The sequence below is a fragment of the Acinetobacter sp. CAU_H_S139_7 genome, assembly GCF_058599305.1.
Genome location: NZ_CM178651.1, coordinates 3,050,164 through 3,063,393 on the forward strand (window position 1 = coordinate 3,050,164; position 13,230 = coordinate 3,063,393).

14 protein-coding genes are annotated in these 13,230 nt (G+C 43.3%); 4 read left to right on the forward strand and 10 right to left on the reverse strand.

Annotation, left to right across the window (positions count from 1 at the left end; translation table 11 throughout):
- The first annotated feature begins 101 nt into the window (after positions 1-101).
- From rpmB to AC4MC0_RS14845, 3 genes are all read left to right on the forward strand, one after another.
- A complete protein-coding gene (gene rpmB, locus AC4MC0_RS14835) occupies positions 102-338 on the forward strand; it encodes a 50S ribosomal protein L28 (protein WP_000048256.1) in 237 nt (78 codons plus the stop codon).
- Positions 339-350: 12 nt separating this feature from the next.
- Complete coding sequence (rpmG, locus tag AC4MC0_RS14840; protein ID WP_003654787.1) at positions 351-506, forward strand: 50S ribosomal protein L33; 156 nt, start codon at positions 351-353, stop codon at positions 504-506.
- Between the two features lie 144 nt (positions 507-650).
- Positions 651-2,366, forward strand: a complete 1,716-nt coding sequence (locus tag AC4MC0_RS14845) for a cation:proton antiporter (RefSeq protein ID WP_004692484.1) — start codon at positions 651-653, stop codon at positions 2,364-2,366.
- A 58-nt stretch (positions 2,367-2,424) separates the two neighbouring features.
- On the opposite strand, the gene AC4MC0_RS14850 is transcribed toward AC4MC0_RS14845, so the two are convergent.
- The 5 genes from AC4MC0_RS14850 to AC4MC0_RS14870 form a co-directional block, all read right to left on the reverse strand.
- Complete coding sequence (locus tag AC4MC0_RS14850) at positions 2,425-2,703, reverse strand: hypothetical protein (protein ID WP_004692486.1); 279 nt, start codon at positions 2,701-2,703, stop codon at positions 2,425-2,427.
- Positions 2,704-2,808: 105 nt separating this feature from the next.
- Positions 2,809-3,312 carry a DUF6586 family protein gene (locus AC4MC0_RS14855; protein WP_159127131.1) on the reverse strand — a complete coding sequence of 168 codons (504 nt, stop codon included), beginning with the start codon at positions 3,310-3,312 and terminating at the stop codon, positions 2,809-2,811.
- Between the two features lie 210 nt (positions 3,313-3,522).
- Positions 3,523-3,783, reverse strand: coding sequence for an RNA recognition motif domain-containing protein (locus tag AC4MC0_RS14860; protein ID WP_004692489.1), 261 nt, complete (start codon positions 3,781-3,783; stop codon positions 3,523-3,525).
- 98 nt (positions 3,784-3,881) lie between these two features.
- Positions 3,882-5,870 carry an ATP-dependent helicase gene (locus AC4MC0_RS14865; RefSeq protein WP_335997669.1) on the reverse strand — a complete coding sequence of 663 codons (1,989 nt, stop codon included), beginning with the start codon at positions 5,868-5,870 and terminating at the stop codon, positions 3,882-3,884.
- A 155-nt stretch (positions 5,871-6,025) separates the two neighbouring features.
- The gene (locus AC4MC0_RS14870) at positions 6,026-7,180 is read right to left on the reverse strand and encodes a glycerate kinase (RefSeq protein ID WP_201707129.1); all 1,155 of its coding nucleotides are present in this window, start codon (positions 7,178-7,180) and stop codon (positions 6,026-6,028) included.
- Positions 7,181-7,483: 303 nt separating this feature from the next.
- Here AC4MC0_RS14870 and AC4MC0_RS14875 point away from each other — a divergent pair, with 303 nt between their 5' ends.
- Entirely contained in the window at positions 7,484-7,933 is a 450-nt protein-coding gene (locus AC4MC0_RS14875; protein WP_004692501.1) for a carboxymuconolactone decarboxylase family protein, read from the forward strand.
- Positions 7,934-8,015: 82 nt separating this feature from the next.
- On the opposite strand, the gene AC4MC0_RS14880 is transcribed toward AC4MC0_RS14875, so the two are convergent.
- The 5 genes from AC4MC0_RS14880 to AC4MC0_RS14900 form a co-directional block, all read right to left on the reverse strand.
- Complete coding sequence (locus AC4MC0_RS14880) at positions 8,016-8,585, reverse strand: HdeD family acid-resistance protein (protein ID WP_201707128.1); 570 nt, start codon at positions 8,583-8,585, stop codon at positions 8,016-8,018.
- 119 nt (positions 8,586-8,704) lie between these two features.
- Complete coding sequence (locus AC4MC0_RS14885; RefSeq protein WP_335997664.1) at positions 8,705-9,463, reverse strand: hypothetical protein; 759 nt, start codon at positions 9,461-9,463, stop codon at positions 8,705-8,707.
- A 47-nt stretch (positions 9,464-9,510) separates the two neighbouring features.
- On the reverse strand, positions 9,511-9,957 hold the full coding sequence (locus AC4MC0_RS14890; protein ID WP_004692506.1) for an NUDIX hydrolase: 447 nt from the start codon (positions 9,955-9,957) through the stop codon (positions 9,511-9,513).
- Positions 9,958-10,053: 96 nt separating this feature from the next.
- A complete protein-coding gene (gene topA / locus AC4MC0_RS14895) occupies positions 10,054-12,696 on the reverse strand; it encodes a type I DNA topoisomerase (protein ID WP_114836436.1) in 2,643 nt (880 codons plus the stop codon).
- A 36-nt stretch (positions 12,697-12,732) separates the two neighbouring features.
- Positions 12,733-13,182, reverse strand: coding sequence for an ammonium transporter (locus AC4MC0_RS14900; RefSeq protein WP_114836437.1), 450 nt, complete (start codon positions 13,180-13,182; stop codon positions 12,733-12,735).
- Positions 13,183-13,230 lie beyond the last annotated feature (48 nt).

Consider the following 13,230-nt stretch of genomic DNA (forward strand, 5'->3'; position numbering starts at 1 on the left):
TCTTTTAAGCGCATTTTTGGTATAAAACGCCCCTTGAATGATTTCATCCGTTTACTTAATAACTAGCGCACAATCGGTGCTGTCTAGCAATGGAGTTCACCATGTCTAAGGTTTGCCAAGTTACCGGCAAGCGTCCAGTCGTTGGCAACAACGTCTCGCACGCCAATAACAAAACCAAACGCCGGTTCGAGCCGAACCTGCATCACCACCGTTTCTGGTTAGAAAGCGAAAAACGTTTCGTACGTCTTCGTCTAACTACAAAAGGTATGCGTATTATCGACAAATTGGGCATCGAGAAGGTTGTTGCTGACCTACGTGCTCAAGGTCAAAAGATCTAAGGAGTCTGAACCATGCGTGATAAAATTCGCCTAGTTTCTACTGCTGGTACAGGTTATTTCTATACCACAACTAAGAACAAACGTACTATGCCGGAAAAAATGGAAATCAAAAAATTTGATCCAAAAATCCGTCAACACGTAATCTTCAAAGAAGCTAAAATTAAATAATTTTAGTTTTTTGGAAAAAACGACCTGCTTTAGGTCGTTTTTTTTTGCTTTTTTTTCGTTCGACTTGTTAAACTTTTAATCTCTTTTGGCACCATTTGTGCTTTGCTTCTTTTTCACCCTTAACTTTTGCTTAAGGAGTTTTTAGTGCCTCATGACGTAGATCTCATTATATTACTTGCTGTCGGTTTTGGGCTTGCGCTCATTTTCGGCTATCTTGCCGTACGCTTACGCCTTCCCCCACTGATTGGTTATCTGATTGCGGGTATCATTATTAGTCCCAATACCCCTGGTATTGTCGCGGACATTCATCTGGCGAACCAATTGGCTGAACTTGGGGTCATGTTCCTCATGTTTGGTGTGGGCATGCATTTTTCCCTCAATGACTTATTACAAGTTCGCCGCATCGCATTGCCTGGTGCTATTTTACAAATTGCTGTCGCGACCCTGCTCGGAATAGGCGTCAGTATGATCTGGGGATGGAGTTTTGGCTCTGCCTTGGTCTTCGGCTTAAGCCTGTCTTGTGCCAGTACAGTGGTATTACTCAAAGCACTGGGAGACCGTGGTCTACTCAATTCAGTCAACGGTAAAATTGCCGTAGGTTGGCTCTTAGTTGAAGATCTGGTCATGGTCTTGGTACTGGTACTCTTACCCGCAACAGCAGCTCTACTCGGTGGAGAAGCCCTTACAGGCAGTACTGATGACAACATTTGGCTTACCTTAGGCATCACCTTACTTAAAGTCGTAGGCTTCATCGCTTTTATGCTGATCATCGGGAAACGTCTCGTTCCAATGATCATGCAATTTGTCGCTCGCCTTGGTTCGCGTGAACTATTTACCTTAACCGTGGTGGCTGCTGCGGTCTCAATCGCCTTTGGCGCGTACAAAATTTTCGGTGTTTCCATGGCACTGGGCGCTTTCTTTGCCGGGATGGTCGTTAAAGAGTCTGACTTTAGCCATCGAGCCGAAGAAGAGACTCTCCCTCTACGTGAAATTTTTGCCATTTTGTTCTTTGTTGCAGTTGGCATGTTATTTGACCCACGCATCTTAGTGGAACAACCTGTGCATGTGCTTGCAGTCGTTGCAATTATTATGGTCGGCAAAACCATTGCCGCTATGGCACTGGTGCTCTTTTTCCGCTACCCCATCAATACGGCACTCACCGTCGGTGCTTCACTGGCACAGATTGGTGAGTTTTCCTTCATCTTAGCGACACTCGGGGTTTCACTTAAACTCTTGTCCCTAGAAGGGCAAAACCTAATTTTGGCAGGAGCACTCATCTCCATCACCTTAAACAGCTTTGTGTTCTCCGCAATTGAGCCTGTACAACGCTGGATTCGTGAGCGCTCGCATCTAGCACGCTTACTGGAGCGTAGTGGTGACCCACTGGCAATGCTGCCGGATGAAGTTTCACAAGACTACTTACGTGATCAAGTGGTAATAGTTGGGCATGGTGAAGTGGGGCGTCGAATTACCAAACAATTGATGGCCGAAGACATTAAAGTGGTGATTGCGGAAGAAAACCGTGAAATTGTAGAAAACCTGCGTGAAAAAGGCATTGCGGCTGTTTCTGGGATGGCGACAGACCCTGGCGTACTGATTCAAGCCCATATTCAACATGCGCGCCTGTTGGTACTTTCCCCGATGGATATTTTAGATATTCATAAAATCGTGGATATTGCCAAAACCCTCAATCCTGAGATTCAGGTCTTAGTATGTGCTGAAAGCAAAGAAGAAGCCGAAGTGATTCGCCGCGATCAAATTGGTGAAGTTTATTTTGCAAAAGAGGAAATGGCGAAAAATATGAGCAATCATATTTTAAATCAAATTCAGATTGCACATCATCAAGCACCCACCCACTAACCAACCAACACTGGATACAAAAAAACGCACTGTTCAGTGCGTTTTTTTCTTATTCAGCTTAACTAAAGAACTGTGGCTTTTCATCCACAACTTCCGCTTGCCATTCGCCCACTTGTTTTTCAAGTAAGCCGTATAAAGCCGCTTGCACCATCTGCTGAGCAACGACTGTTGTCTGGTCGCCCAATAATGCTTTGAGCTCTTCATTAAACTGGATCGTGACTAAAGGCGCACTCTCCGAACCTGCGTTACGTAGTGCGAGCTCACCACCTTCAAGTTGAACCAATTCTAAAATGGCTTCTTGATTTCCAAATAATTCTTTCAATTGTTCTATAGACATATTTCCTCCATGTTCAACATGGTGGCAAAGGCAGTTGCACTTTGCTTCGCTTAGACTTATTGATATAAGGACAAATTTTCAAACTTCAAGCGTTGGTCATCGCTTTTAGAATTCAACCATCTCATTCCGAAAGCCATCGATCAACGCCGTTAAGTCTCGATGCCACTCACGTAAAATTTTGGTATCGGGTAACCATGCCTGAGGGGTTTGAGTCACTTTGATGATCAGATTCGATGAAGTTTCTGACTCAGGTTCAGGTGTACTCGGCTCTGGCGCATACTGACACAAGCGATAAGCACGTTTTAACTCGGCAATGAAACCTTCTTTCGATAGTTGTTGCATCACAGTCACTTCAGGCGAGACTTGGCCTTTAGCTGCCATATGCTCTTCTATGGACTTCAAGGTTGGGTTAACGTCATTTAAGCGGTAGTAACGGACCAACTCTTGTAGAAACGCAAGCACCGCGCCATGCAAGTGAAACACAGCAGCCTCACGGTAAGCCTGAGCTTGTTGCACATGATCAATTTGTTCTGCTTGTTGACATGAAAGTCGAGCAAAGTAGAGTTTTTGGTTAGTGCGATCAGCATGGTAACGGGCAACACGAGTCATGAAGGGTGTTCCTAAAACTTGATTGTTGTAACAGTTTTCAAGAGTAAACCGAAATTGAAACAATGCACAATCAAAAAATGCATGAACGATGTCAAAGAAATAGATTTCTCTTTCATCACATTTGAGAAAAAAGTTTTATACAACGTATTTAGACAATGGTTTTACAGAGATTTCATGCTAAAAAAAGGAGCATCAATTGCTCCTTTTTACTTATGCTTCTGGCTTCTCAGGCTTATCTTCCGCCTGTTTGACGCGAATACCAGTGCCATGCAAACGTAGTGTATTAAGCCCTTTAATGGCTTTAATCGCTTCACGTGCATGCGGCATTTCAACAAAAGCAAAACCTTTCGATTTACCTGTTGCTGCATCAAGGATTAAATTACATGACGCAACTGTGCCATATTGCTTAAATAATTCAAGCAGTTCAGCTTCAGCCACTGTACGCTCTAAATTACGAACTAAAATTTTCATCTTACAACCTTCAAAAATAGGCAAAATCATCAAAAAGCAATCGCCTACGCTACTTTCTGAACATTGCACAACAAATACCACAATGTAATCTGTTTAGTTTAATCGAGATTAATCCCAAAATCTAAATTAATCGATTGGCGCTCAATTAAAGCACTCTTTACGGTTTGCTGACGAGGCTTATGATGGGTTTCCATGCTACACAAATTTCGGGTCAAATCATTTAAAAAGTAGCTTTCAACTTTACGCCCTTGCTCATCAATCACGTCTCGTGCCCACAGACTTAAATTTTGCTTGGTTAAAATCAGCTCATTCTGAGCACGGGTCAGTGCCACATACAAGACCCGACGCTCTTCTTCGACATCATTAAAATCACCTTGGGCACGTGCATGCGGATATTGCCCCGGGGTGACATTGACGACATAACAGACTTTTTGCTCTGTACCTTTGGCCGAGTGAATGGTAATCAGAGTGACGACATCACTATCTGACTGGCGTTCGATTTCAGAAATCGACACAGGATCAAGCACATATTCCTCTAGAAACTCACTCAATTGGGTATGTTTAGAAGCCAATTGTTTAACCAGTTCAAAGTCACCTTGGCGGCGGTTCCAGTCTTTTTTATAATTTTCAGCCAATTGTGCTTCAATCGCTTGAATACCCAAACCGACGCAAGCCTGTACTTCCTGTTTCAGTACCGTCATTTGCTTCATGATCAACAATGTTTCAGCAGGAATCCGTCCAAATTTTTCTAATTTATCAAAGATCAAATCAAACTCAGGCTCCAGTAAAAGTTGCTGAGCAAGACGGCTTGCACCTACATCTCCCACCCCATTCCACAGAGTGAGAAAACGCATCCATGCAATATCATCGAGAGGATTGGCAATCACGCGCAGCAAACTGAGCAAATCTTTCACATGCGCGGTTTCAAGCAGTTTCATACCCCCAATAAATCGATAGGGGACATTGGCTGCAATACATGCTGCCTCAATATGCCGTGCTGCAAAGCTAGAACGCACCAAGACCATATGATCCGACCATTTACTGCCTTGTAAGTAATGGCGCTCTTTAATGTCGATCGCGATCCATTTTGCTTCATCAAACTCATTTGGGAAAATGTGCATGCGAGGCTTCACGCCCTCACCCCGATGAGCATCTAGGCGTTTGTTATATTGAATCTCAGATTGATCGAGCAGCCAATTTGAAAGGTCTAAAATTTCTTGGGTTGAACGATAGTTTTGCTCCAATTTAAACACCTGAGCATTCGGCACACGGTCTTTAAAATGGTGAATATTTTCAAAATCTGCTCCACGGAAACCATAAATCGACTGTGCATCATCACCGACACAGAACAGGCTCACTTTGTCTTTAAGGGGCTCAAGCAAGGCCCACTGCAAAGGATTGGTGTCCTGCATTTCATCGACCAGCATGTGTTTGCAGAGCGATGCCACATAGTCGGCTAAACCATCTGACTGGTCGAGTGCTGAGACCACGATCGCAAGAATATCGTCATAATCTAAAAAGCTACGCGCACGCTTACGTGTCTCGTACTCTTTCATGATTTCCGCAATTTGATCTTTAAAGGCCAGATGCTCAGGATGCTGTTTTTCTAAGGCATCACTCAACTTTTGACGCGTATTTCGTGCAAAAGAATACAGATCACACAGTTCTTGCGGTTTAGGCAGCTGATTAGGATTTTTCTTGTCATCTTTTCCACGAATCAGGCGGAACATCATCAGTTGATCATCACGATCAATAATTGAAAACTGTTCTAAACCAAAGGCTTTTGGTACACGGCGCAGCAGATACATACAAAAAGTATGAAAAGTCGATGCGCGCAGCCCTTTGGCTTGCTCACCCAAAGCCAGCTCCACTCGCGCCACGATCTCGCTGGCTGAACGACGGGTAAAGGTTAAAATTTGAATTTGGTTGGCAGGAATCCCTTGATCAATTAGGTATGCAGCACGTGCCACAATGGTTTTCGTCTTGCCACAGCCAGCCCCTGCGAGCACCAGACTGTGTTGCGACTCAGTCGTGGCAGCTTGTTTTTGTTGCGGGTTTAATTCATCAATTAGGCTGGCTAAACTCATAATCACTCATCAATTCGTGGATGCTCCTAGTCTAACAAATCTATGACGTCAATATGTGGCTACAGCAACGATTATCCATTTCTGTCTGAAATACACCTTCAAATCTGGGGCTAAGACCTTAGGCTCGAACCGCTTACTGCCTCAAAAATTTAAAATTAAGCTTGCTCAGTATGATTTAAAAGCAAAAGTCGAGTGATGTCCTCACAACTGTTTTGCAAATGCTGTTCTGCATTTTTCAATGCTATTGCTAAATCACAGTCGGGTTCATTGATCGAAACAATTTGACTAAACCCTTCATCAAATAATGACTCAACATCCTCTCCGACACGTCCAGCAAAGGCAATCACTGGTTTATTCAACTGCTTGGCTAACTGAGCCACTGCCCACGGCGTTTTGCCAAACTTGGTTTGGAAGTCGATACTGCCTTCACCCGTAAACACATAATCGGCTTGCTTTATTTTCTCCGCCAGTTGAGTTTGCTCAATCACCCACTTCGCGCCAGACTGAAGCTTAGCGCCTGTAAAGGCCATTAGACCAAAACCTAGCCCTCCTGCGGCGCCTGCCCCCGCAATATTACGTACCTGTGGATTAAGCTGTGTTTCCACCACATCTGCAAAATGACTCAAGTTTTGATCCAACTGCTCAACCATCTCTGCGCTCGCCCCTTTTTGCGGGCCAAACACATGCGATGCACCCTGTGCTCCACACAGCGGATTAGTGACATCGGAGGCAATTAAAACTTGAATCTTTTGCAAGCGTGATTCTAAAGCCTGCATATCGATCCGTTCAATATCTCGTAAATGACCACCACCAACGGGCACGTCCCGCCCTTGTGCATCTAAAAAGCGTACTCCAAGCGCCTGTGCCATACCACTACCTGCATCATTAGTGACACTGCCTCCAAGTGCCAAAATAATTTTGGACACGCCTAGATCCAATGCATGCCGAATCATTTGCCCCGTTCCCAAAGTTGTGGTCAGCAATGGATTTCGCTGTGCGGGCTCAAGCAGATGAATACCATTAGCTTTGGCCATTTCAATAACAGCCGTTTGCCCGCCATCAAATAAGCCCCAATACGTTTTCACTCGTTGTGATGGCAAGGGCCCTGTCACCTCACATTCGACTTTTTGGCCAGCTAAAGATGTTAATAAAGCATCGACTGTGCCTTCGCCGCCATCTGCCATGGGTACATGTATACATACAGCATCAGGGATTATGTTTTGAATTCCGCGCTGCATCGCCGCACAGACCTGCTCTGCAGTCATACTTTCTTTGAATGAATCGGGCGCTAAAATAAAAGTTGTCATCATCCATAATTTTTTTAGAAAATTTAATTTATTAATAACACGATTTATAAATTTCCCGCCCGCATTTTTCTCTTTTCATTGTCCTTGGCACAGTTCTTTGTGATTGAAACTGAATACATCTCGATAAAGACAAAATAGCCTCAATAATTTTTTAATTTTAGCCATCTCTGAATTTTACTGTACGCGTCACCAAAATGGCCACCATAGTCCATTTGGTTTTAATGCATAAATTAAACAAAGTGCGAATCAATTAGCCGATAAAATCATCACTAAACATTCAACGCTCTTTAAAAAAATAGGTGATGTATGCAACGAATCAACTTGGGAAAAGCCGCACCTGAACTGTATAAAACAGTATTAGAACTCGAAAACTTATCCATGCAAAAAGTCCAACAAGCAGGTCTTGAGATTGGGTTTTCACACTTGCTGAAACTAAGAGCCTCACAGATTAACCAATGCGCGTTCTGTGTGCGTATGCATACACAAGATGCCATGAAAGCAGGTGAATCAATGGAACGGATTGCCCTCATCAGTGTATGGCAAGAAAGTGGATATTTTTCCGAAAAAGAACGCGCCGCGCTGATTTTAATTGAAGAAATCACACTCATTGCTCAGCAACATTTCCCCGACTCGGCGTATCAAAAGGCAACAAAAATATTATCCGATGCAGAAGTTTCCGCTATTGAATGGATCGCAATTGTGATTAATACGTGGAATCGTATTGCGATTTCAAGTCAATATGCCGTCAATCCGTAAACCTGCCATTCAGCTTTGCACATGATATAAAGCACACAAAAAAAGGGAGCCTGCATGAGGCTCCCCTTTTTTTAATCATGCTTTATTCAGATTGGCTTGCTGGTGGAATCTGCTTAATGGCTGCCGCCAGAGTCAGATAATTAATCCCTTGGAATAAAATATCAAAAGCAAGGAATAAGCCCAGCACCCAAAATGGAGCATCTGGTGTGGTTAAAATCATAATACCTGCCAGTAGGGTTAAAACACCAGAGAAAAGTGTCCAGCCCCAACCTTGGAATGCTCGAAATAAGATTGCATTAAAGATACGAATGACCCCTGCAATAATCAGGAAAACCGCTAAAACACTGGTCAAGACAATGGCTGTTTTCACAGGTGTGCTAAATGCATAATAGCCCGCGACCAAATACAACACACCAAACAGTGCCCATAGCCAGCGGAAGCCACCCTCAAAAATCTTAAAAGCGGCGATGAAGTGTAGAACACCACCTATCATCATGAGCACGCCAAAGATAAACACCACAGATAAGGTGGCAAAAGGCAAAGCGGCCAAAAGGACGAAACCAAACAACACCAATAAAATCCCTAAAGCCAAATACCATTTACGATTTTCATGGAGTTGATGGCGAACTAAATCATTACCGACTGTTTTCATCTTCTTCTCAAGTTTGATTTTCGTTCACTTAGTTTTAACATGTTTTGCAGCGAACTTGTAGGTTTGAGCTTATCCACACAATCAATCCATGCTGTGGATAAACTCAACATTATCCACAGTTACTTTTTCCACCCAATTTCAATCGCAGTGATCTCATTCACCAATGTTTCATCAATCGACTCAGGCATTTTACTCTGTGTTTGTGAGGTTGGAATGTGCCCAGCCATTAATTCAGCTTTGGTTTGAGGGAACAGCGGTTGTTGATTTGGATATGCATAACCCGCAGGATACATCGGCTGTCCTGTGGCTAAGTCGTATTTATCACTAGCACCAAAGGCATGTAAAAGCTCATGTGCAAGCACGACTTTGTTTTGCTCGGTTTGCTTGGTCGATGCAAATAAATTCACTGAACCGATGCGACCTTTTTGCAAAGCTGTCGAGTGTTTAAGCTCTTTAGTCAGTGCTGGGTCATAATAGTTCAAATACAAAGTAACAGTTGGTGCACCATCTGAACCTTGATGGTTTTTCCATGCATAATAACGGAACTTTAAACTCCACAAGACCGTATCCAATAAACTTGCCTGTTCAGGCACTTTCGGCGGTAGCTGTTTGAGTTCGCGCCCAAGTTGGAAATAAATCGCAATCGGTTGGCCGCGATATGTCGCCGACATCTGCTCTAAATAACCCTGTACCCCTTTTAAGTTTGCAGGCGTCAATTGCTGTATATATTGCTGAGTTGTACCTTGTCCATCAGCATTAACTGGATGGAGTAATACAATAATAGGCTTGCTCCAATCTTGGTTCTGATCCCGATAAGCATTCAAAGCGACCACCAATAAAATCAGCAGTAAGATTAAAATACGAAGTTTTTTCCACATCTTTGATCCCCAATTTTTAATAATTTTTTATCACAATGATCAGCACATTACGTAATTTCTAAATGTATTATAGGTTGTTGTAATACAAAGTTTTCCCAAATAAAGTCGTATAATTTTCTTTGATTTGAAAATATAGCCAAAGTTTTAGCTTCAGATAAGCTGCACCACCGATATTCAGTATGCTCATGATTCAATAGAACAGATTGGTTTTCAGCACAGAAGCCAACAAATGCGGGAATCATTTCAATCACATTCAAGCTTGGCTCATAAAACTGCTCGATGTAATCTGCACTAAATAAACGTTGAGGCTGAATGGCTGTTTCTTCTTTGATTTCGCGAAGTATCGCTTGGCTGGCGGTCTCATTTTCTTCAACCTTTCCTGCGACATGGCACCAATAATCACCTTTAACACGCTTCATCAATAACAGTTTAATTTCACTCTCAATTTTTGACAGTAAAACTGCGGATACAACAACAGAGCGAATAGGAATCATACATTAACCAGAATCTTTTTTTATTTATAGATGTGCATCATATAAAAAATGCCCACCAAAGTGAGCATTTCTTGATTATTTCTAAGCAATTAGAACTTAAGCTTCAACCCATTTTCCATCATTGAACACCAATGACCACTTGGTTTGCTTACCTTCAGGCGTTTCAGAACCAATATATTGCGCTTGATTCTTACGGCTAAATTTGACCAAAGTTGGATTCCCTTCAGGGTCAACATCAGGTGCTTGCAAAATAAACTGATACTTCGGATCAAGCTGATCGGCAACACTACGAAGTTCCGAAACTTTAGGTGCACGTGTTTCACGTACTTTCGGGAACTTACTTGCCGCCAAGAATAAACCAGCCGCCCCATCACGTAATACAAAAAAGTCATCATGCTTGGTTGAACGTAAATGTTCCATCTTAATCGGGTCTACACGCGGAGGTGCAGGCTGACCACTTTTTAAGACTTTACGTGTGTTATCACAGCTTGAGCAAGCAAAATAAGGACCAAAACGACCCGTCTTCAGCTGCATTTCCCCGTCACACTTGTCACATGGAATGGTTGGGCCATCATAACCTTTGATTTTGAACTCACCTTCTTCAAGCTCAAAACCAGCACAGTCGGGGTTATTACCACAGACATGTAGCTTACGACCACCATCGATCACATAACTGTCCATCGCAGTTTCACAGATTGGACAGCGTTTTTTCGACATCAAATCTGCTGTTTCTGCTGCATCATCATCAGAAAGTGCGGCAAGTGATTCAACAGGCGTTAAGTTCAACGTGCCTTTACAACGCTCTTTCGGCGGTAAGTTATAGCCAGAACACCCTAAGAAGACACCTGTGGTTCCCGTACGAATCTGCATTGGGCGGTCACATTCTTTACAGTGAACTGCTCCCACCTCTACTGGTTGATTGCGGCGCATGCCGCCTTCACCTTGCGCATTGGTCAGGCGTTTTTTAAAGTCGCCATAGAAACTGTCAAGCAACTCTTTCCAATTGCGTTCGCCATCAGCCACTTTATCGAGCTGACCTTCTAAGTCCGCGGTAAAGTCATAGTTCATGAGGTTATTGAAACTTTCATCTAAACGATCAGTAACAATCTCACCCATTTTTTCAGCAAATAGACGACGGTTTTCCAGTTTGACATAACCACGGTCTTGAATGGTCGAGATAATCGCCGCATAGGTCGATGGTCGACCTATGCCCTTTTTCTCAAGCTCTTTCACCAATGATGCTTCAGTAAAACGTGCAGGTGGCTTGGTAAAGTGTTGCGATGGATCTAATTTTTCAAGCTTCAGGATTTCACCGACTTTGACCGCAGGCAATAATACATCATCATCTGACTTGTTTTGACCACGGACTTTAGTGAAACCATCAAAGACTAAGGTACGACCTTTGGCTTTAAGTTCAACACCGTTGGCATCCACTAAAATAGTCGATGACAAGTATTCGGCTGATGTCATTTGACACGCGACGAATTGACGCCAAATCAAATCATACAAACGTTGTGCATCACGTTCCACACCCACCAAGCTGTCGCCTTTTAATGCCACATTCGATGGACGAATCGCTTCGTGGGCTTCTTGTGCACCCGCTTTGTTACCATAGCGGTTCGGCTTAGCAGGCAGATATTTCGCACCAAACTCGGTCTCAATATGATGACGCACCATATTCACCGCATCGTCACTCAAAAAGGTCGAGTCGGTACGCATATAGGTAATAAAACCCGCTTCATACAAACGCTGCGCCAACATCATGGTTTTCTTCACAGAGAAACCCAGACGTGTACTGGCTGCTTGTTGTAAAGTCGAGGTGATATATGGCGCGCTCGGATTCACCTTGGTTGGTTTATCTTCACGTGCTGAAACTTTGTAATCTGCGTCTTTAATGAGCTTCAGTAAAGCATCGGTATCGGCTTTATTACGTAGCTTTAAGGCTTTACCTGCTTGTTTGACGGCTTCTAAACGAATCTCATCGGTCTGTGACTTAGTGTCTGCAAAAACTTGCCAGTATTCTTCGGGAATAAACGCACGAATTTCACGCTCACGCTCAACCACCAGTTTAACTGCGACAGACTGAACACGACCTGCCGATAAACCACGGGCAATTTTTTCCCAAAGTAATGGCGAAATCATAAAGCCAACAACACGATCTAAAAAGCGGCGTGCTTGTTGCGCATTAACTTTATCGATATCAAGCCGTGCTGGATGCTTAAATGCATCTTGGATGGCATTTTTGGTGATTTCGTTGAACACCACACGTTGATAACGTGAGTCATCGCCACCAATCACTTCTTTTAAATGCCAAGCAATTGCCTCTCCTTCACGGTCCAAGTCCGTTGCGAGATAGACCTCGTCAACTTGCGAAGCAAGCTTTTTCAGTTCAGCAACCACATGCTCTTTGCCTGGAAGCACTTCATAATGTGCTTTCCAGTCATGCTCAGGATCAACCCCCATACGATTGACCAGTGCATTTTGTGCTTTTTCAGCTTTCTGAGCATCGGTCAGTTTGGTTCGTGTTGCTGGCTTCTTTTCTGCAGTCTTACTAGAACCACCTGTAGGTAAATCACGCACGTGACCCACAGACGACTTCACAATGTAATTCGAGCCTAAATATTTATTGATTGTTTTCGCTTTTGCAGGCGACTCCACAATCACTAAAGCACGCTTTTTCCCAGCCTCAGGAGAATCTGCTGTAGTACTTTTGGATGTGGACCGAGGAGCTTTCGCCATATTAACCGTTAATCCTGTTTCAATGGGTCTGTAAAATTAAAGTTCAGCCAAAGACTGTAAATATGCTTTCATGGCATCTAACTGGGTTGCTCTTAAGTCAGAATGCTCATCCCAATAGAGTCCCACGCAGTTTGCTTGCATATCAATAGCATAAATACCCTTTAATTCAATGGGTAAATGTTTAAACTTGTCATCACCTATAATGAGCTCAAGCTGCTGATCAACAACGCGAGCGCGCATTAAAGGTAGGCGTGCTTCTGGAATCAGGACACTGTAGTACGCCACCATGCTGGCACGGTTTTCCGAAGCCATTGGTATTTTCGTCCAGTCAGGTGCTGCGACTAAACGCGGGTGTAAACCCATCTTGCGCGCTTTATCACGCATTTCACCTAAAGCTTTTTCTCTTGGACTTACACGAAGTCCAAAAATCGAGCCGAGGATGAATAAGATGATAAATCCGACAACCCAAATTCCAGTATTTTCCATAGCACAACCTTTTTATTCCTTTATTAGAGTTGCATAAGCACAATATAA